Source organism: Agarivorans sp. Alg241-V36, assembly GCF_900537085.1.
Taxonomy (GTDB): Bacteria; Pseudomonadota; Gammaproteobacteria; order Enterobacterales; family Celerinatantimonadaceae; genus Agarivorans.
Genome location: NZ_UNRE01000003.1, coordinates 362,700 through 382,188, shown reverse-complemented (window position 1 = coordinate 382,188; position 19,489 = coordinate 362,700). Strand labels below are relative to the sequence as shown.

Annotated in this window: 18 protein-coding genes; 7 read left to right on the top strand and 11 right to left on the bottom strand. The window is 43.1% G+C overall.

The window, feature by feature from the left end; genetic code table 11:
* Nucleotides 1-21: 21 nt before the first annotated feature.
* From G6R11_RS09165 to dinG, 6 genes are all read right to left on the bottom strand, one after another.
* A complete protein-coding gene (locus G6R11_RS09165) occupies nt 22-765 on the bottom strand; it encodes an outer membrane protein OmpK (protein ID WP_163132774.1) in 744 nt (247 codons plus the stop codon).
* Nucleotides 766-1,039: 274 nt separating this feature from the next.
* Nucleotides 1,040-1,201 (bottom strand): pleiotropic regulatory protein RsmS, encoded by a 162-nt coding sequence (gene rsmS, locus G6R11_RS09160; RefSeq protein WP_163132773.1) that lies wholly within the window; start codon nt 1,199-1,201, stop codon nt 1,040-1,042.
* A 74-nt stretch (nt 1,202-1,275) separates the two neighbouring features.
* Nucleotides 1,276-1,980, bottom strand: coding sequence for a DUF2057 domain-containing protein (locus tag G6R11_RS09155; RefSeq protein ID WP_163132772.1), 705 nt, complete (start codon nt 1,978-1,980; stop codon nt 1,276-1,278).
* 3 nt (nt 1,981-1,983) lie between these two features.
* The gene (gene priC / locus G6R11_RS09150) at nt 1,984-2,592 is read right to left on the bottom strand and encodes a primosomal replication protein PriC (protein WP_163132771.1); all 609 of its coding nucleotides are present in this window, start codon (nt 2,590-2,592) and stop codon (nt 1,984-1,986) included.
* Nucleotides 2,580-3,359 (bottom strand): TSUP family transporter, encoded by a 780-nt coding sequence (locus G6R11_RS09145; protein ID WP_163132770.1) that lies wholly within the window; start codon nt 3,357-3,359, stop codon nt 2,580-2,582. The genes priC and G6R11_RS09145 overlap by 13 nt, the downstream gene beginning before the upstream one ends.
* Nucleotides 3,359-5,383, bottom strand: coding sequence for an ATP-dependent DNA helicase DinG (gene dinG / locus G6R11_RS09140; RefSeq protein ID WP_163132769.1), 2,025 nt, complete (start codon nt 5,381-5,383; stop codon nt 3,359-3,361). The genes G6R11_RS09145 and dinG overlap by 1 nt, the downstream gene beginning before the upstream one ends.
* A gap of 348 nt (nt 5,384-5,731) precedes the next feature.
* Here dinG and G6R11_RS09135 point away from each other — a divergent pair, with 348 nt between their 5' ends.
* Both G6R11_RS09135 and G6R11_RS09130 read left to right on the top strand, forming a co-directional pair.
* A complete protein-coding gene (locus G6R11_RS09135; RefSeq protein WP_163132768.1) occupies nt 5,732-6,781 on the top strand; it encodes a porin in 1,050 nt (349 codons plus the stop codon).
* Nucleotides 6,782-7,136: 355 nt separating this feature from the next.
* Complete coding sequence (locus G6R11_RS09130; RefSeq protein ID WP_163132767.1) at nt 7,137-8,171, top strand: porin; 1,035 nt, start codon at nt 7,137-7,139, stop codon at nt 8,169-8,171.
* 71 nt (nt 8,172-8,242) lie between these two features.
* On the opposite strand, the gene G6R11_RS09125 is transcribed toward G6R11_RS09130, so the two are convergent.
* Nucleotides 8,243-8,617 carry a TraR/DksA C4-type zinc finger protein gene (locus G6R11_RS09125; RefSeq protein WP_163132766.1) on the bottom strand — a complete coding sequence of 125 codons (375 nt, stop codon included), beginning with the start codon at nt 8,615-8,617 and terminating at the stop codon, nt 8,243-8,245.
* A 180-nt stretch (nt 8,618-8,797) separates the two neighbouring features.
* A complete protein-coding gene (locus tag G6R11_RS09120) occupies nt 8,798-9,739 on the bottom strand; it encodes a tRNA-dihydrouridine synthase (RefSeq protein WP_163132765.1) in 942 nt (313 codons plus the stop codon).
* 434 nt (nt 9,740-10,173) lie between these two features.
* On the opposite strand from G6R11_RS09120, the gene apt reads away from it, so the two are divergent.
* From apt to G6R11_RS09100, 4 genes are all read left to right on the top strand, one after another.
* Nucleotides 10,174-10,719, top strand: a complete 546-nt coding sequence (gene apt / locus G6R11_RS09115; protein ID WP_163132764.1) for an adenine phosphoribosyltransferase — start codon at nt 10,174-10,176, stop codon at nt 10,717-10,719.
* A gap of 14 nt (nt 10,720-10,733) precedes the next feature.
* On the top strand, nt 10,734-13,046 hold the full coding sequence (gene dnaX / locus G6R11_RS09110; RefSeq protein ID WP_163132763.1) for a DNA polymerase III subunit gamma/tau: 2,313 nt from the start codon (nt 10,734-10,736) through the stop codon (nt 13,044-13,046).
* 71 nt (nt 13,047-13,117) lie between these two features.
* Nucleotides 13,118-13,444 (top strand): YbaB/EbfC family nucleoid-associated protein, encoded by a 327-nt coding sequence (locus tag G6R11_RS09105; RefSeq protein WP_016401138.1) that lies wholly within the window; start codon nt 13,118-13,120, stop codon nt 13,442-13,444.
* 92 nt (nt 13,445-13,536) lie between these two features.
* Entirely contained in the window at nt 13,537-13,959 is a 423-nt protein-coding gene (locus G6R11_RS09100; protein ID WP_163132762.1) for a DUF3010 family protein, read from the top strand.
* A gap of 97 nt (nt 13,960-14,056) precedes the next feature.
* On the opposite strand, the gene asnB is transcribed toward G6R11_RS09100, so the two are convergent.
* The 3 genes from asnB to G6R11_RS09085 all read right to left on the bottom strand — a co-directional run bounded on the left by asnB (nt 14,057) and on the right by G6R11_RS09085 (nt 18,278).
* Nucleotides 14,057-15,721: an asparagine synthase B gene (asnB, locus tag G6R11_RS09095; protein WP_163132761.1), complete on the bottom strand. Its 1,665-nt coding sequence runs from the start codon at nt 15,719-15,721 to the stop codon at nt 14,057-14,059.
* A 194-nt stretch (nt 15,722-15,915) separates the two neighbouring features.
* The gene (locus G6R11_RS09090; RefSeq protein WP_163132760.1) at nt 15,916-17,508 is read right to left on the bottom strand and encodes a cation:proton antiporter family protein; all 1,593 of its coding nucleotides are present in this window, start codon (nt 17,506-17,508) and stop codon (nt 15,916-15,918) included.
* Nucleotides 17,509-17,528: 20 nt separating this feature from the next.
* Complete coding sequence (locus G6R11_RS09085; RefSeq protein ID WP_163132759.1) at nt 17,529-18,278, bottom strand: HAD-IIA family hydrolase; 750 nt, start codon at nt 18,276-18,278, stop codon at nt 17,529-17,531.
* A 133-nt stretch (nt 18,279-18,411) separates the two neighbouring features.
* Here G6R11_RS09085 and G6R11_RS09080 point away from each other — a divergent pair, with 133 nt between their 5' ends.
* On the top strand, nt 18,412-19,428 hold the full coding sequence (locus G6R11_RS09080) for an adenosine deaminase (RefSeq protein WP_163132758.1): 1,017 nt from the start codon (nt 18,412-18,414) through the stop codon (nt 19,426-19,428).
* The last annotated feature ends 61 nt before the right edge of the window (nt 19,429-19,489 follow it).

Sequence of the window (19,489 nt, the reverse complement as noted above, 5' to 3'; positions counted from 1 at the left end):
TTCGCTCAACTATTTAAGAACTTAGAAGTTGTAACGTAGTGAGTAAATGAAGGCGTTTTGGTTGCCTACAGTACCTAGCTTGTTGTAAGCGTAACGGTATTGAACACCAGTAGTTACGTGCTCAGTGGCATCCCACCAAAATGCTAATGCGCCGTTCATTGAAACATCATCGGTTTCGCCTGATACGTCGGTGTAATCTGATTTACGAGCGAACTCAGATTCGTGCCAGTTAGAGATCCAGAATTTTTGATCCCAAGCAGTAAAGTTGTAAACCGCGGTCCAACCAAACATACCACCGTTAAAACCCGTGAAACCATCGTTCCAAGAAGGGTTAGTGATAGTCATGTGAGCGCCAACCCAAGGCGTAACAAACCAACCGTCACCTTGGAAGCGGTATTGGCCACCTAGAACGGTGTTGTTGGCAGCAAAAACTTTTGAGTCAGTTGCGTAGTGTTGGCCGTACAAACGGAAGTCGGTATCAGCAATTTTGTAAGCAATAGTTCCTTTATATGCTGTACGTAATTCGTCGCTACCATCTTGAACGTTTTCTAGATCAAAGAAGCCGTAAACTTCGCCCCAATCAAAACCTGCACCACCTTCTAGTTCAAGGTAAGCGAAATCTTCTTGAAAATCGGTACGATCTTGAGTGTTTTTAGACCAGTCTAAATAGTTAACACTGATGTTACCGTAACCGTATAAATATTCGGCGCTGGCAGGAGCGCTGGCCAATAAAGCGGCAGCTGAAAGTAGTGCAATTTTTTTCATAGGGTAGTTCCTTGTTCACTTTTAAGTGAATTACCGTGGGTGTTTTGTTTTGAGTTCGGCTGAAAGTTTATAGTGGAAGGGAACTAAAGTTCTGATTTAGATCACAAAATACAGTGCACTTATTGCTCATTCAAATCATATTAACCATATATGTTTATGGTTTTGCGATGATTATAAAAATTTAACAATAATAGTTTTATAACAAATATCTAAAATTCAGGCTCTTAAGCCTATTACTGAGCACTTAGTTATATTAGGTGTGACGTTTCGAGGTTTAATCTTCTGATTGAGTTTGTTCTGCAAGTTTCTTCTTACAATCTTGGCTGACTATTTCTAGTGCTTTAAGCGCGAGCTCTGGCTCGATGTGGTTTTCTTCAAGTAGTTGAATTAAATCTACAGCCAGCTGAATGTGTTTTGGAGCGGAGTTAAGAGACATAGAGATCCGGTGGATTAAAACTATAGAAAAATGACCTAAGCTGTTTCCAGCTCAGGTCAATGTTGATGCGCTGCTTATTGCTGCTGAATGACCCAAATTTGGAATTGCTTGCGGGTAGCTGCATCGGCGCGTTGATACCAAAACTGCAGCATTTGTAATTCGGTACTGTCACTTGCAGGTACAGCCACGTCGTTACTAGCGGCCGCTGCGGTGGCATTGCTGTTACTGCTCGTAGTGCTAGTTGTTGGAGTATCAGTTTTAGCAACCACGGCTGCAGTTGTGGCGGCAGCTGCTGCCGGAGCTGCTGTACCTTGTTTAGCTTCAATAGCTGCAATCTCTTCTAAGTAATCACGAGATAACTGCATCCCTGGTTTTAAAGGAAGAACATAATAACTAGAATCTACAGAACCACCGTTTTCATCTTTTAAGCTAAAGCTTGGTTTATCTGCATACTTTTTAGCCTTACTAATGCCTCTTGGCTGCTTCGATGCCAATAAGATAGACTGGCCATCTCTTACATTTAAGTTGATTACAATAGGCTGTGATTTGATGATTTCTGAACTGTTACTAGAGCCAACAACATCATTATAGCGAACCACAACTTGATGAGGCCCTGTAGTTAACTCTATTTCAGTTTTAGCTGAGCTAAGCATTCCAGTAGACTGTTTATCTACATACATTATTTCAAAATAACTAGGTGTAGAAAAGCTCGCGGCAAAGGCGTTGAAGCTTGCTATACAAGCAAATGTTAAGCTTACAGTCTTCCCAAAGAATCGCATGAATTACTCCTTAAAGCGTGATTCTAACTGATTGATTTTTTGTTCCAGTTTCCACGTGGTTTTTTGACACTCACCTAAACGACTTTTTAAGCTGAGGATCTCTGCGCTTAGTCTAGCAGTATCTGTCTTGATATTACTACGATTAAGTACTTGGTTTTTTTCAGCAATCTTTTGCTCTAACTGAGCTTCAAATTGCTTTTGTTGATTAAGCTTTTCGTGCAGTTGGTTTTGATCGCCAGAGTTGATTACTTTATTCAAGCGATTTTGCCAACTCTGGATTCGCTGCTGCTGGGGAATGGAGCGTTGTTTTTGTTTGCGAGTAACTTGATTGATTTTGCCTTGTAGCATGGCAAACTTACCGACAAATCGATCGCAATATAGCTTGAGCAAGTCGATGTCTTTGGTTTTTTCACCTAAGCGACTAATTTGTAAGAGATCTTGTTCAAGCTCGCTAACATAGTCACTAAACAGATCGCTGCGACAGCTAAATCGTTCATCAAGTACTGCGGTTTTTGCATAGGCGCTGCGTTCACCTTGCAAGTCTCGATGTTCGGCTTGCTCCTTTAGTTGGCGAAGTTTTTGCGCCAACTTTTCAAGTTCTAACTCAACCATGCTTGCCAAGCCAGTTTACCGGCAATAACCATTACCACGGTAATAAATACCGGGCGAATGAACTTAGCACCAAAGTGAATCGCCGAATGCGCGCCAACTACGGCACCTAGCATAATGCTTACACCCATGGTTAAGCCAATAGCCCAGTTTACGTGGCCTAAGTATACAAAGGTAATAAAGGAGACAAAGTTACTGGTGAAGTTCATGGCTTTAGCTAAGCCTGAGGACAGTAAAATGTTCATCTTATATAAGGCCATTGATGAAACTGTCCAGAATGCGCCAGTGCCTGGCCCTGCAACGCCATCGTAAAAACCTAGGCTTAAACCTTGCCCAAGCATCTGCTTTTTAAGTTTTTTGTCTACTTTGGGCAGCACTGCTTGGCCGTCGGCTTGTTTACGATTAAGGATGGTATAAACAGCCGTTGCCATAATCACCAGAGGTAACAACTTTTCTAACCACTGGGTGCTAATAAAATCTACGATAAAGGTGCCGGCAAAAGCACCAATTGCGGTAGCAACAAAGCTCCAAAGCCAAAACACTGGATTAAACAGTTGTTTGCGATAAAAGGTCCAAGCCGCAGTACTTGAGCCAAAGCTTGCCGCGAGCTTGTTGGTACCAAGCGCTATGTGTGGAGGTAGGCCAATACTTAATAAGGCAGGAATGGTTAATAGACCACCACCGCCAGCAATCGCATCAATAAAACCTGCGGTTAGGCCAATGCCTACGATTAGGATTAAAACAGAAGGGTCGAGTCCCAGTTCTAACATTAATGGTCACTTCTTTTAAAGGGTGGTAATGCCGCTAATAGTTGCTTGCCATATCTACGGCTAGTGAGTCGACTATCGAGCAGCACGATTCTACCTGAATCACTTTCTTTTCTCATTAACCTTCCGCAGCTCTGTACCAGTTTTCGACTCGCACTGGGCAAGGTGAGTAACATGAAAGGATTTTGATTGCGGCTTTCTAATAACTCAGAGTGGCTAGCCATTACCGGCTCAGTAGGCACTGCAAAGGGGAGGCGAGCAACAATAAGGTCTGTTAACAAGTCACCGGGTAGGTCAATGCCTTCACTAAAGCCTATTGTGGCCAGAATAGTACTGGTTTGGTTTTGTTGGCGGCTCTGTCGGTGTTTGGCCAAGATTTGCTGATTAGTAAGTTGGCCTTGGATCCAGAGGTTGTCAATTTTTTTGCCTTCTAACTGCTCAGCGACTTTATCGACTAAACGATAAGAATTACACAATACCAAAATACCGCCTTGGTTTTGCTGAGCAGCCAATATCTGGTGTGCAACATTGTTAGCAAACTCGGGGTGGTCTGGTTCGGCAATGTTATTGGGCACACTCAAAGTAACTTGTTGGTAGTTAAAAGGAGAGGGCAGTTTGACTAATTGTTCCTTGGGCAGTTTAGCCAAGCCAACTTGATTTAGATAGTAGGAGAAGTTACCTAGCGCGCTAAGTGTTGCTGAAACGGCAATAACTGAAAAAGCATCTTGCCACAGCAGTTGTTGCAGTAAGCCACCAATTTCTATTGGTGAGCTACACAGCTGTATTTCTTTATCTTTACGAGTAAACCAAAAGGCATAGTTCTTTTGATTGTTTTCACTGGCATAGCTAAACAGCACCTCTAACCAAGATTCTGCCAAGCTTTGCATTGCGCTTAAGCGGCTAAGTAGAGCTTCAGCTTGGGCAGACTTCATTTGATTGTTTGCCACGTTCTCTTGGATGACTCCAGCGTAATGCTGCAAACTATTACTGAGTTTATTGGCTTCTTTATGGTAATTACTGGCTAGGTTAATAATCGCAGAGGGCGTTTTTCCTAGCGCAAAGCGCCAATGCTGACTGTTATCAAAAGATTCTTTATTGGCATTGGCAACATCTTTAAGTTTATTAAAGCAGCGGTTCAACTCTGCGCAGGCCTCTTTTAGCTTTAGACTGCTTCCTGCAACAGCATTAGGATTTAGAATGTTGGCCAATTCTTTGTCGAACAGCTTTAGGTTCTCTAACTCTTTTAGTGCATGATTTAGCATTAATTGCTTAGCGCTAGCTTCTCTTGCTATCTCAGGAAACTGATGCGCTTCGTCTAGTATATAAATGCAGTCTTCTGCTGCTGGCAGAATATGCCCACTACCGGCATGAAGATCGGCAAGCAACAAACTGTGGTTTGCCACTATCACGTCGGCTTTTTTTAATCCTTTGCGTGCTTTATGAAAGGGACAACTTCGATGCCTTGCCGATTGCACCGAGCAGCTTAAGGTATCAACCACCACATGCTGCCAAATTTGCCACGGCACTTGCCCTGGCCAACTATCTCTGTCGCCATCCCATTTACCTTGTTGTAAAGCAATCGCCATTCTTTTGGTGAGATCTAGCTGTTTTGGGCTAAGACCCAAATCGGTGCTAGTAGCTGCAACTAGTTTATGGGCGCAGCAATAACGCTGCCTGCCTTTCGCTAAGGCAAATTCAAATTCGCCATGGGCTGCGAGGTGAACAGTGGGTAAATCACTTTCTATTAGTTGTTGTTGCAAGGCAACGGTTGCGGTGGATACCACAACTTTTTTATTTAGCGCTTTCGCTAAAGGTATAGATGCTAGTAAATAAGCCAGTGATTTGCCGGTTCCTGTGCCAGCTTCAGCTAAAAGTACCCGTTGTTTACGATTAATGTCCCCTGCAATTGTTTTGGCTATTTGCGCAATAAGAGAACTTTGTGCAGCTCTCTTAACAAATGTTGGATTTTGCTCCTGAAGAGTATTATACCAATGGCGAATTCGTTGTTTATTTTTTTCTGTTAACATGAATTCCTCAATGTTGTTAACAACTTATAAATAAGTGCTTGTTCTTCAGATATATATTATAGATAAGTGCGGCAACATAAAACACTGTAAAAAAATCAAATTCTTGGCTTAAATACTGTTAGAGCTAGATCACGTTTTTATCTCTAATACATTCTTTTATTGTGCCTGATTATAGTTTGACCACTCTAAAAGCACGCAGATACAGGGTTTTACGTGATTTTATAAAAGTTCAATTTTTTATTGCAAAAAAATTTCAGCTTGATAATGTATTGACCAGACAGTGAGAAATCACTGTCACACAGGGAATTTAAGGAACAAGTGTTTAATTGCTAAGAAGGCACAGGAAAAATGAAAAAGACAATTCTAGCGGTAGCAATACCAGCAGTATTATTTGCAGGTTCTGCAAGCGCAGTTGAGATTCTAAAAAGCGAAGAAGGTTCTGTAGACTTCTACGGCCACTTACGTACAGAACTTAAAGCTGGCGTTGATACTGTAGACGCAGACGATAAAAAAATCGACGGTACAACTACTTTAGGTGCTGGTTCTTCACGTGCTGGCCTTAGTGCTAGTTACGCAATTGGCGAAGGCATTAACGCCATTGGTTTATTCGAATTCGGCATTTCTGGTAACGGTGGCGCTTTAGAGAACCGTCTTCATTACGCTGGTTTTGACGGTGACTTCGGTATGCTAACGTTCGGTCGTCAATGGACTCACCAAGATGACTACGGAAGTGCTGACCAATCTTACTTCTTCGGTGGTACTGCTTTACGTTACACTGCCGAATCAGGTGGTTTACACGACAACCTAGTTAAGTACAAGTTCAACGGTGAGTCATTTGGTGTTGGTGCTTCTTACGGCCTAGACGAAGACGAGTCAGCAGCTGAGTTATACGAGATATTTGTAGATGGTAACATTGCAGGTCTTGGTCTTATTGCTGGTTACGCTGGTGAGAAAGATAACGTTGGTGTAACTGAAACATTAGAAACAGCTGCATGGACTCTTCAAGCTGATTACAGCATCGGTGACTTATACCTTAAAGGTAGTTACTACAACAATGAATACACTCAGCAAAATGACAAAATCACTGAAGACGCATTAGGTCTAGGTGGTGTTTATTCATTTGGTAAAACCGCTTTATACGGTGGTTATGAGTACGTGTCATTTGACGGTACTGTAGGCGGAGTTGATATTAGTAGTTCTGATATTAAAGATAATTCAAGCGTGTTTTACTTAGGTGTTGAGCACAAGTTCAATAGTTGGGCTCGTGTATATGCTGAGTATGCTTACTTAGACGGTACTACTTTAGGTGTAACGAATAACGAAACTGGTGTGGATATTGGCCCAACTCGCTTCGACAAAGCAAGCACCGTTGCTGCTGGTATGCGCGTTTACTGGTAGTCAATAAGTTTGTAGCAAAAAGCTCACTTCGGTGAGCTTTTTTAGTTTTACCGCACCAAAAAATCTTTAATTTGTCTCCAACTCCTCTCTAAAAATCTTTTTGAATCCTCAACTTGCTTAATCTTTTGTTAAAAAATAGACATTATTTAGATGATTATTTCGCCAAGATGCCTATTGTAGTTTTAAATAACTGGAAAAGTTCATAAAAACTTCAAAAAAATATTGATTTCGCTCTCGTTATCGGCAAATATATCGGCCGTGAGAAGGACTTCACTGCTCAGGGAAGCCATTCCAAGGATGTATGAATGGGTCATGGAAGAGATAAATTATTAATCTCAAAATAGGCAGTGGAACATTGAAAAAGACTATTCTAGCAATCGCAATTCCAGCATTATTTGCAACTGGTGCAACTAACGCTCAAGAAATTTACAACGACGGCGAAAATTCATTTTCTATCGGCGGTCGCCTTAACCTTATGGTTGAGTCAGCTGACAACGGCGTAGAAGGCGAAGGCCGCGAAGCACGTTCAGAAAACAACTCTTCACGTATTAACCTAAACTTTTCTCGCGTACTAAGCGAAAACGTTACTGCTCGCGCTACCATGGAATATGGTATCGATAACCCAAATGGCGACAGCGACGCTCCTTTCTTTAACCGTTTAGGTTTTATCGCATTTGACCATGCAGACTACGGTTCTGTTTCTTACGGTAAGCAATGGTCTACTTACTACACTGTTACTGGCGTTACCGATGTATTCTGGGTATACGGCGGAACAGCAATGGGTATCTACGACGGTGGCCACGGTGAAACTGGTGCTGGTCGTGCAAACGATGCTCTACAATACAACGGTAGCTTTGGCGGCGTTAACCTAAGCGGTCAGTATCAGTTTGCTGACGAAGCTGAAGGTCGTAAAGATAGCTACTCTGGTGCGGTATCTTATGATTTCGATTTCGGTCTAAACATTGGTGCAACTTACCACCAAATGAACCGTACTGATGCTAAGAAAGCTGAAGTATTCAACGATGGCGACGTTAAGCTAACTGCTTTAGCTGCTAGCTACAACCAAGGTCCTATCTACGCTGCTGTTTCTTACGGTGAGTTTAAAAACCACGTAGAATTTGATGGCGCTACTGGCGTATCAGACAAAGCAATCGGCCACGAAGGTGTATTCGCTTACACATTAGACATGGGTCTTCAACTTTATACAGGTTGGAACTACCAAGAAGACAAGAACTCAGAAGCAGACTTAAAAACTGCTTTAGTGGGTGCAATGTACGACTGGAACAACGTTCTTTTGTACACTGAGTACCAAGATGAGACTACTAAGTCTACTTCTGGTAACAAAACTGACGACAACCGCCTAGCAGTGGGTGTACGTTACAACTTCTAATTCTTCTAAGAAGATAGAAGTAAAAAGCCCGCAATAGCGGGCTTTTTTGTATTTGCTGGTTTCAGTAGTGTTTAAAGTGCGAAACTTTCGCGCCGTTTAAACATACGGTGTTTGTCACTGCAACGCTGACAGCGTTGGGTGCTTGGGTCGTTTTCTAGGCGACTAATTTCAATCTCTTCTTCACAGTCACTACATAGGCCATATAAACCTAAGTCTATTTGGCAAAGCGCAGCATCAACCCTTTGTAACTGTTTTAACTGAGTCGTTAACTCAGAGAGTTGTAATTTTAAAGCTTGATCAATCAGCTCTTCATTAGTTAAAGACTGAAGTTTGTCGGCTGTTAGTTTTAAACTGGTTTTTTTTGAGGCAGTTAAAATTGAGATTATTTCAGACTTTAACTGCTCAAGTTGTTGCGTTAGTCGCAACTGATAATCTCTAAATTCCACGCTTAAGCCCAATTAATAAATGAGCTAGCAGTATAAACATCGGGTCTTATCCCGAGATATGATGTGAATCAAAACGAAACACTAAAAAGCTATATAACTACTTTTATTGGGGTTTTGTTGATCTAATACAGAATATGACCAGTTTATGCGAAGAAACGTAAAGGCAAGCTTAAGGAAAGGTCAAAACTTACTTTGCTGTAAACGGATCTGCTCAACAATAGAATGGGTATCTTTTAGAACTCTTATGTTGCGAAAGAGATCGTCGGCTTCTGTGTAGTAGCCAGAAAGGTATCTTAACCATTGTTTCACGCGGCTTTGGTAGTACTTGGCTTTTTCACTGGTGATTTCGTGTTGAGAATAGCGAATCAGCAGCTCGACCACCCCAGGCCAAGAAAGCGGAGCCTCTTCGCCGCGTACTACTTTAGCAAGGTTGGGAATGGTGAGTGCACCGCGGCCAATCATTACATCTTCACAGGCGCTAGCTTCTTTACACTGTAAGTAGTTTTCACGGTTCCAAACTTCTCCATTAGCAATAATAGGAATAGAGAATTGCTGCTTTACTTGCTTTATATAGTGCCAGTGCGCTGGGGCTTTGTAGCCGTCGAGCTTAGTTCTTGCGTGAATGGTTAGCTCAGTCGCTCCGGCTTCTTGCACTGCTTGTACAATATCGAAGCAGTCATCTTTGTTTTCCCAGCCTAAACGAATTTTGGCAGATACAACATGCTGCTTGGGTATGGCTTTTCTCACTTCGCTAACAACATCATAAATTGACTGAGGCGCTTTTAGCATGGAGGCGCCACCGCAACTACCGGTAACGGTATTGCTAGGGCAGCCAAAGTTTAGATCTAAACCATGAGAGCCAAGCTCAATAGCTCTTATGGCATTTTCTGCCATTGGACCTGGGTGTTGGCCTAAGAGCTGCACCCTAACCGGGGTATGGCCAGCAATTAATCCTTGCTCATGCAGTTCGGGGCAGTATTTGTAAAATACTTTATCGGGCAGGGCTACGTCGGTTACACGAATAAACTCGGTTACACACCAGTCATAGCCGCCACAACTAGATAAAAGCTGACGCATGGAAGCATCTGCGACGCCCTCCATGGGGGCTAACACTACGCGCATAGGTAAACCTTGGTTTGAAAAAGCGGCCATTCTAACGGTTTGCGGCGTGTCCTGCTAGCAAATTAGCAAGGCTAATTATCTTGATATTTATGTGGTTCGCTTAGTTTATTTCCATGTTTTTGCTGGGTGTTTATGGAGCTGACGCTCAAGTATAATTGATCCAGATCAATGTTGATTGAATTTAGTTTAAAGGTGAAGTTTAGATGGACCAGCAGTTTAAAGAAGATTATAACGTATTCTATTTCCTGGGTTTTGTAGTAGCTCTACTGCTGCCGACCTTGCCTTTGAGCTTGTCTCTATTAAAAATATTTGCTTAGTTTTTAGCTGTTTTCAAGGTAAGCACTGCGTTGCTTTATCGCCATAAACTGAGATAATTAAAGATTGTAAATACGCCCATCCTGTTTGGGCGTTTTTTTTGGAAAATGGAAGCCGGTATGAGCAGCGCTAATCTTGAGTATATAAAGAACGCAATTAAAACTATCCCAAACTACCCAAAAGAGGGGATATTGTTTAGGGATGTTACTAGTTTAATTGAAGATCCTAAGGCTTTTGCCTTGGTTATTCATGAATGGCAACAGCGTTTTGAAAATCTCGGCATCACGAAAATTGTTGGCACCGAAGCGAGAGGGTTCATTTTTGGAGCGCCACTAGCGCTGGCCTTAGGGGTTGGTTTTATTCCGGTTCGTAAACCTGGCAAGTTACCTCGCGAAGTGATTGGCGAAAGCTACGAACTTGAATATGGAATGGATACCTTAGAAATCCATACCGACGCAATTCAATCTGGTGACAAAGTACTGTTGGTGGACGATTTAATTGCAACTGGCGGAACTGCTGAAGCGTCGGTTAAGCTGATTCGCCAACTCGGCGGTGAAATCAACTATGCGGCCTTTGTTATTAATTTGGTAGACTTACCTGGCGCACAGAAATTAACGACACTCGGAGTAGAATCAACTTATCTAGTTGAGTTCGAAGGCGAATAGGACAACATCATTTAATGAATTATCAAGCCCTAGCGAGAAAATGGCGACCAAAAACATTCCAACAAGTGGTTGCCCAGCAACATGTATTGGCAGGCTTGATAAACTCTTTGGATCAGCAGCGCTTACACCACGCCTACTTGTTTAGTGGCACCCGTGGTGTAGGTAAAACTACTATCGCCCGCTTGTTCGCCAAAAGCCTCAACTGCGAGCTAGGAGTGTCGTCTACCCCTTGCGGTAAGTGCAGTAATTGTCTGGAGGTTGACCAAGGTAACTTTGTTGACTTGTTAGAAATTGACGCCGCCTCACGTACTAAGGTAGAAGATACTCGCGAACTCTTAGACAACGTGCAATATAGCCCAGCCAAAGGCCGCTATAAGGTGTACTTGATCGACGAAGTGCATATGTTGTCTCGCCACAGCTTTAATGCGCTATTGAAAACGCTAGAAGAGCCTCCAGAACACGTTAAGTTTTTGCTGGCAACCACCGATCCGCAAAAACTTCCGGTAACAGTATTATCTCGCTGTTTGCAGTTTCAATTAAAAGCACTTAGCGAAGAGCAAATTTCTCAGCAACTTGCGCATATTTTAGATGCCGAACAGCGTCAATATCAGCCAGCAGCGCTTACCGCGTTAGCGCATGCCGCCGATGGTAGTATGCGTGATGCTTTAAGTTTGACCGATCAAGCTTTAGCGCTCTCTAACCAAGAGTTATCCTACCAGCAAGTGCTTAATATGCTGGGCGTGTTAGATCCACACCAACTAAGGCAGTTGCTTTGCCATGTTGTAGCAGGGCAAACCGAATCGGTATTTAGCAAAATTTCTGAACTCGCCACGATGTCTCCAGACTATGAGCACTTGCATCAGCAGCTTGCCGAAATTATTCATAAAGTGGCAATGGCGCAAGTTCTACCCGCTAGCCAGGCTGACGAAACCATTCAAATGCTAGCAGAACAGATAGATGCTCAGTTAGTTCAACTTCTGTATCAAATTGCTATTACCGGTAAGCGTGATTTTGCTTACGCACCAAGCCCACGTAGCGGCTTTGAAATGACAGTGTTGAGAATGTTGGCTTTTCAGCCAGCAGAGAAGGCTGAGGTAACGACATCAAGCGCTAGCAACGAAAATAGTCCAAACACTTCAGATTTAGCAGACAAGAGTTTAGTTAAAGAACAGCAAGAGATTATTGAGCAAGCCACTCAGCAAGGCTATGAAATGCCTACAACACCTGCGGTTTCACATGCTAACCACAATGCACCAACTCCGGTTGATAAAGACGAGCGGGTAGTGCAGCGAGAGCAGAGCATTGCTAAGCTAAAAAATCAGTTACGTGGTGATAATTCTGAGCAACAGCAACAGCAACAGCAACAGCAACAGCAACAGCAACAGCAACAGCAAGTTGAAGAAGTTGCCTCACCGCAAGATGTCAGCAGCCAAGCGGAACCCGCTGCAGCAGAAGCTGTGATAGAGAGCACGCCACCAGAGGCAAGTCCAAGCCCGCAGAAAAATTCAAAAACTCAGGCTCCTGCTGCACAAGCTGCCCCTCAAACAAGTACTAAGCAGGCTGATGCCGCGCAAGCAACAGCTGACGATAGTTATTACGCCCAGTTTGCTGAGATGAATGCTGATGCTGAATATGAAGAGCCGAACTACGCCGCCGAATACCAAGCTCAAGACTTGCCAACTGCAATGCCTGAGCAAGCTCCAGTAGATCTTCCTCAAGCACCGGCTAAAGAAGAAACTGCATCTTTATTGCAGCTAAGAAGCCAGCTACGTGGGCGAGGAAAGTCTGAAAAAAAGTCTAAAGAGGCGGGCGCCTCCAGAAATAAAACGCCAAATGTAGCTCAGCAAGCTCCTATAGCACCAGCCAATAGCGAGGTCGACAATAACGAGCAAGCTACCCAGGCGGTGGTTATTGAAGAGTCTGCCAAGTTTAGCGCTAGCACCAGTGACAATGATGAACGTTGGTCGGAGATGGTTAAGTTTATGGAACTTGGACCTATCGCGAGACAAATTGCGATTAACTCCCTCTATCAATTAGATGGCAGTAGCGTAACGTTGCTGCTAAAACCTCAGTTATCTCATTTGCCTAAACCCAGCTCGGTAGAAGAGCTAAATCAGCAATTGAGCGCATGTTTGCAACAGGGAATAGAATTAGAAATTAATATAGGTGAAAGCCCAAATGGCAAAACACCTCTGGAGTTGGCACAGTTGCTTCATCGACAAAATACCAACGCAGCCATAGATCGACTATTGGGTGATCCAAATATTCAGGTATTACAGCAACGCTTTGGCGCAGAATTAGATAACGACAGTGTGAAATACCACTGAACAACTTGATTTTCGACATTAATCTCGATGTAATGTCGCAGTTATAACTAATAGAAGAGAAGAGAATAGTTATGTTTAAAGGCGGAATGGGTAACCTAATGAAGCAAGCGCAGCAAATGCAAGATAAAATGCAGCGCGCTCAAGAAGAAATCGCCAAAATGGAAGTTACTGGTGAGTCAGGCGCAGGCTTGGTGAAAGTTGTTATGCTAGGTAACCACAACGTTCGTCGTGTTGAGCTAGATGAGAGCTTAATGGACGATGACAAAGACATGATTGAAGATCTACTGGCTGCAGCGGTTAATGACGCAGTGCGCCGCGTAGAAGAAACCAGCAAAGAAAAAATGGCTGATGTAACTGGCGGGATGCAAATGCCTCCAGGTATGAAAATGCCATTCTAAGCTAGCTTAGAGCAGAAAATTTATTAGGCCGCATTGCGGCCTTTTTTGTGCAACACTTAGCTTGCACGAACGCAGATTAAAAAGGTAGCAAGATGAAAGTATGCGGTGTAGAAATAAAAAGTAATGAAGTTATTGTTAGCTTGCTAACGCTGGAAGATGGATTGTTTCAAATTCCAGATTGTCGTGTGCGCCGCCTAACTTTAAGTGACATTAATAGTGCTCAGCACTTACGTGATTTCCAGTTTGCTTTTGCTAAACTGATGAGTGATTACAAGGTTGAAAAGGTAGCGATTAAACAGCGCCCAATGAAAGGCAAATTTGCCGGTGGTGCGGTAGGCTTCAAATTAGAAGCGGCTATCGAGCTAATTGGCGATTTGAACGTTGAGTTAGTATCAGCGACTAAATCTAAGCAAGTTCTTAAAGATAATCCAATGCCGGTAGAGTTTGCTGCAACCGGCCTTAAAGCTTTTCAAGAAACATCGTTTACTACTGCATATGTAGCTTGCATGGCTTGAGCTTAAAGCTCAGTTCAAGTGCTGGAGTTAAATTACAGCCAATAAAAAACCGATGCTTTCGCATCGGTTTTTTGTTTTAAGCTTAAGGCTTAATTAACTAGTAGGCTTCGTTGTGTACAGACAGTACTGCGCGACCTGAAGGATCGGCGTTGTTTGCAAAGCTCTCATCCCAAGCAATCGCTTCAGGCGTTGAACATGCTACAGACTTACCATGAGGTACACATTCTGCTGCAGAATCCTGTGGGAAATGCTCTTCAAACATACCGCGGTAGAAGTAAGCTTCTTTGGTATCTGGGGTGTTAATTGGGAAGCGGAAGGCCGCATTCGACAATTCTTGGTCAGACACTTCTAGTTCAACCAATTCTTTAAGGCTGTCAATCCACGAGTAACCAACACCATCAGAGAATTGCTCTTTTTGACGCCAAGCCACTTCAGCAGGTAGGTAACCTTCGAAAGCTTCGCGTACAATGTGCTTCTCAATTTTCTCGCCTGCACACATCTTAGCTTCTGGATTGATGCGCATTGCAACATCCATAAACTCTTTATCTAAGAATGGTACACGGCCTTCAATGCCCCAAGCAGCAAGAGATTTGTTAGCACGGTTACAATCGAACATGTGCAGTTTCTCAAGCTTACGAAGGGTTTCTTCGTGGAACTCTTGGGCGTTTGGTGCCTTGTGGAAGTACAAGTAACCACCGAAGATTTCGTCAGCACCTTCTCCAGACAGTACCATTTTAATGCCCATCGCTTTAATTTTGCGGGCCATTAAGTACATAGGAGTAGACGCACGAATCGTGGTTACATCGTAGGTTTCAAGGTGGTAAATAACGTCTTTAATTGCGTCAATACCTTCTTGAACCGTAAAGTGAATCTCGTGGTGAACCGTACCTAAATGGTCTGCTACTTTTTTCGCAGCAATTAAGTCTGGCGAGCCCACAAGGCCAACTGCAAATGAGTGTAGTTGTGGCCACCAAGCTTCAGAGTTGTCGTTATCTTCAACACGCTTGTCGGCATACATTTTGGTGATTGCAGAAATTACTGATGAATCTAAACCGCCAGATAGCAACACTCCGTATGGTACGTCACACATAAGTTGGCGTTTAACGGCTGCTTCTAAAGCTACTTTTAAATCTTCTACGCTAGCGTCGTTGTTTTCTACGTTTTTGTAGTCCATCCAATCACGCTTGTAGTACTTAACCGGCTCGCCGTTTTTGCTGTACAAGTAATGGCCAGGAGGGAACTCGCTTACGGTTTTACAAATTGGCGTCAGCGCTTTCATTTCTGAGGCAACATAAAAGTTACCGTGCTCATCGTAGCCAGTGTAAAGAGGGATGATACCAATATGGTCACGACCAATTAGGTAAGCATCTTCTTCAGAGTCGTATAAACAAAAACCAAAGATACCGTTTAAGTCGTCTAAGAACTCAATACCTTTTTCTTTGTACAAGGCTAAGATGATTTCACAGTCAGACTCTGTCTGAAATTCAAAATCAACATTAAGCTGGGCTTTAAGATCTTTGTGATTGTAGATCTCGCCGTTTACTGCAAGAGCGTGAGTTTTTTCGGGATTGTATAGAGGCTGTGCGCCGGTATTCACGTCAACAATTGATAGACGTTCATGCACTAAAATGGCATTTTTTGAAGTGTAAATACCTGACCAGTCCGGGCCACGGTGGCGTAAACGCTTTGACATCTCAAGTGCTTGCTTACGCAATACACTGAGGTCAGATTTAATGTCTAGAACTCCAAATATGGAACACATACTCTTCCCTTAACTACTTTGTGTTTACTCTCGAACAAATGGTACTTCGCCATTTGTTCCAATATTGCCCTCAATTTGCCAAGATCAGAAATTATTGCAAGTCCTGAATGACATTTTTTGCTAAAAAAGGCCAGAAAACTAATAATATTTAACAAACTGGCTATTTTTGTAAGTCTTTTTGCAAATTTTAAGCTTTATTCATGTGGTTTATTGTTAGCAATGAGTTGTGCGTGTACGTGGTCTGCAAAACCTGCACCGGCCTCATTGTATAAGTTAAATACTTCATCTGCGCCTAGGCGCTTTAGCTTTTCAGCATCATCGGCAAACTGGGCAATCGCGGCAATCTTAGCTCTAAATTCACCTTTTTTGAGTTGCTTTAATGCATATTGATTACCGTGGTGATGCGGCATGGCAAGTAACACCAATTTTAGATCTTTTGATGGGGCGAGCTTTTCCCAGAAATCAGAGTCAGTTGCATCGCCTTGAATGACGGCTCGGCCACTTTCGATTTGATGTTGAATCTTCTCTAAGTCGGTATCAATACCTATGACTAAGTCTGGGTAATGTTGCTGCAGCATGTCGTACGCGCCTTCACCAATACGCCCCATACCTAATATCACCACCTGCATTTGACCCAACTCGATAGGTTGGTCTTCCAAGTGCAATTTTGAGCGCTGTAAGCGTTTAAGCGAAGGGCGAATAAACTGATAAATAATATCGGCGTTTTTGTGGATTGGCGCGGCCAGCAAGAAGCTTATGCTAACGGCCATTGCCAAAGTCGCCATCCAGTCGGCATGTAACCAACCCAATTGAACGGCCACAGCAGTCACAATTAAGCCAAATTCACTGTAGTTAGCCAAACTCATAGCACCTAAAAATGCGGTGCGCGAACGTAGCCTAAATTGCAGCAAATAGAGTAGGTAGAACGCTGACTTTATAACTAAAATTCCAACTAAGAATAAGGCAATGTAAATCGACTCAAAACTTAGTTCGCTAGATAAACCGATAGACAAGAAGAAAGCGACTAAAAAAAGCTCTTTAAAGCTAAATAAAGCTTTGGCCATACCACTAGCGGCAGGGTGTCCGGCTAGTAACATACCAACAACTAGCGCGCCTAAGTCAGACTTAAGACCTACACTATCGAATAGCTGCGCACCTAGTACAAAGGTTAAGAAGAATCCAAGAACTAGCTGTAGCTCGCCATGTCCCACTCGGTTTAACAGCCGATAAAGAACTGGCCTGAAAGGCAGTAATAACAGTAACAAAGGTGCGTACATGGTTGGTAATTTGCCAGTAGTTGCCGCCAAAAATACTACTGCGAAGATATCTTGCATAATCAGCACACCAATAGCCACTCGGCCATACAGTGCATTCATTTCACTTTTATCTTCTAATACTTTTACTGCGAACACGGTACTGGAGAAACACAGTGCAAAAGACAACACCACAATACCGGTTGTAGATAACTCGCCAATACTGCTAATGCCTAACCATTTCACGGCAGACAAGGTGCCTATAAATAGCAGCATGTTGGTGCCCATATGGGCAGTAGCGGTTCCCCAAACCTCACGTTTAAACAAGGTGCGAACGTCTAGTTTTAAGCCCACTGTGAACAGCAGTAAGGTTACCCCTAAGTCTGCCGCGGTAGAGATCAACTCATTTTGTTCAAAGCCCATTTCGCGTAAGGCGAAACCTGCCGCTAAAAATCCTATCAGTGGGGGTAAGTGAGCTAAATGTGCAAGAAATCCTGCCAAAAACGTCACTGTTATTAGTATCGATATATCCATTAAATGCTAAATCTTTATCGTTATATTATGTCGATTGCTGCTACGTCAGGGAAAACATAGTTTGGCCTAAAGGGTACCATTTCAATGTCGGCTTCACTGCTCACACCAGATAGTACCAAAATGGTTTCTAAGCCAGCCTGAAAACCTGCCAGGATATCGGTACGCAAATTATCACCAATAATAACGGTATCGTCGGCATGAGCGCCAATTTTGTTTAATGCAGCACGTACAATCCAGGCACTCGGTTTACCCACAACAAAAGGTTCACGGCCGGTAATGCGTTCTATAGGAGCACATAGTGAACCACAAGCAGGGCTCATGTTGGGGCCGTGGGTGTCTGGGTTGGTAGCAATAAACTGGGCGCCTTGGGCAACAAATTTTGCTGCGTGTTGAATCATATTCCAGTTGTAGTTTTTGGTTTCACCCACCACCACAAAATCTGGGTTGATGTCAGTAATGGTAAATCCAGCGCTATAAAGCTCATGAATCAACGCGCCTTCACCAATTACGTAGGCCTTATTGCCATCTTGGCGTTTGAGAAAATCTGCGGTAGCCATTGCTGAAGTGTAAAAGCAGCTTTCAGGAATATCTACGCCAGCAGTTTGAAAGCGATTTTGCAGATCTTGCGGAGTCTGAGCCGGATAATTGGTTAAAATCACTAGCTTGGTTTCATTTGCCAGTAAACGTTCGATAAATGCCTTGGCTCCGTCTATCAGTTGATTGTCGTGTAGTAAAACGCCATCAATGTCACAAATAACTGCTTTGCTCATTCCTTTTCCTTAGAACCCTATTATCTGTAGTTCAGGGTAACGTAGTGTGACTAAAAAGCGTTAGAGAAAAATAACCTTACGGCAACAAATAGCTTATATTCATTATTATCCAAGCAGTTGAAGGAAACGATTGATGTTTAATCAGCAAGAATTTATTAAAAAGATAGCAAAGCTTGAGTTGCACCTGCACATCGAAGGCAGTTTAGAGCCTGAGTTAATGTTTAGGCTCGCGCAACGAAACAACATCACTTTGCCATACGCGAGTGTAGAGGCCTTAAAAGAAGCCTACCAGTTTAACAATCTTCAAGAGTTTTTAGACCTTTACTATCAGGGGGCAGAAGTCTTACAAACGGAACAGGATTTTTTCGACTTAGCGTGGGCTTATTTTGAAACTTGTCACCGTGACTACGTACTGCATACTGAAGTGTTTTTTGATCCGCAAACTCATACCGAACGTGGTATTGATATCAGCACCGTGATAAATGGCTTAAGCCGAGCTAAACAGCAAGCTCATGAGAAATTTGGCATTAGTTGTGAGTACATTCTATGTTTTTTACGCCACCTATCTGAAGACTCCGCCATTGCTACTTTAGAAGCCGCCAAGCCATATCTTCAGCATATTATTGGTGTGGGTTTAGACTCTAGTGAGCAAGGGCATCCGCCAGAAAAGTTTCAACAGGTGTTTGGTATGGCCAAACAACTTGGGCTTAAGCGCGTCGCTCATGCAGGCGAGGAAGGGCCTGCAGCCAATGTAGCCAATGCTTGGCAACTACTTGATGTAAGCCGAATTGATCACGGGGTTCGCTGCTTAGAAGACGAGGTTCTGGTTAAAAGGCTCGCTGCGGCGAAAATGCCATTGACCGTTTGTCCTTTTAGTAACGTAAAACTAAAAGTGGTTGAGCACTTAAGAGAGCATCCCTTGCCAGAAATGTTGGAGAAAGGTTTAGCGGTAACGATTAACTCTGACGACCCCGCTTACTTTGGCGGTTATCTTCTTGATAACTTGCAGGCTTGTAGCGAAACTTTTGCTTGGAGCCCGCAGCAAATTGCCCAACTTTGTCACAATGCGGTTGCTGCGAGTTACGCCAGTGACCAAAGAAAAAGTGAGTTAAGTCAACTAATTGATAAGTGTTTGTTAGAGTTTAGCTAGAGACCTTGTGTTTTAAGGCAGGCTCGCGCCATAGTTATATTAAGCGCGAATAATAAGGAGA

Bases quoted from the DNA above. Each gene is read 5' to 3' on its own strand.
- G6R11_RS09165 (WP_163132774.1), bottom strand. From the start codon at position 765: ATGAAAAAAATTGCACTACTTTCAGCTGCCGCTTTATTGGCCAGCGCT.
- rsmS (WP_163132773.1), bottom strand. From the start codon at position 1,201: ATGTCTCTTAACTCCGCTCCAAAACACATTCAGCTGGCTGTAGATTTA.
- G6R11_RS09155 (WP_163132772.1), bottom strand. From the start codon at position 1,980: ATGCGATTCTTTGGGAAGACTGTAAGCTTAACATTTGCTTGTATAGCA.
- priC (WP_163132771.1), bottom strand. From the start codon at position 2,592: ATGGTTGAGTTAGAACTTGAAAAGTTGGCGCAAAAACTTCGCCAACTA.
- G6R11_RS09145 (WP_163132770.1), bottom strand. From the start codon at position 3,359: ATGTTAGAACTGGGACTCGACCCTTCTGTTTTAATCCTAATCGTAGGC.
- dinG (WP_163132769.1), bottom strand. From the start codon at position 5,383: ATGTTAACAGAAAAAAATAAACAACGAATTCGCCATTGGTATAATACT.
- G6R11_RS09135 (WP_163132768.1), top strand. From the start codon at position 5,732: ATGAAAAAGACAATTCTAGCGGTAGCAATACCAGCAGTATTATTTGCA.
- G6R11_RS09120 (WP_163132765.1), bottom strand. From the start codon at position 9,739: ATGCGCGTAGTGTTAGCCCCCATGGAGGGCGTCGCAGATGCTTCCATG.
- apt (WP_163132764.1), top strand. From the start codon at position 10,174: ATGAGCAGCGCTAATCTTGAGTATATAAAGAACGCAATTAAAACTATC.
- dnaX (WP_163132763.1), top strand. From the start codon at position 10,734: ATGAATTATCAAGCCCTAGCGAGAAAATGGCGACCAAAAACATTCCAA.
- G6R11_RS09105 (WP_016401138.1), top strand. From the start codon at position 13,118: ATGTTTAAAGGCGGAATGGGTAACCTAATGAAGCAAGCGCAGCAAATG.
- G6R11_RS09100 (WP_163132762.1), top strand. From the start codon at position 13,537: ATGAAAGTATGCGGTGTAGAAATAAAAAGTAATGAAGTTATTGTTAGC.
- asnB (WP_163132761.1), bottom strand. From the start codon at position 15,721: ATGTGTTCCATATTTGGAGTTCTAGACATTAAATCTGACCTCAGTGTA.
- G6R11_RS09090 (WP_163132760.1), bottom strand. From the start codon at position 17,508: ATGGATATATCGATACTAATAACAGTGACGTTTTTGGCAGGATTTCTT.
- G6R11_RS09085 (WP_163132759.1), bottom strand. From the start codon at position 18,278: ATGAGCAAAGCAGTTATTTGTGACATTGATGGCGTTTTACTACACGAC.
- G6R11_RS09080 (WP_163132758.1), top strand. From the start codon at position 18,412: ATGTTTAATCAGCAAGAATTTATTAAAAAGATAGCAAAGCTTGAGTTG.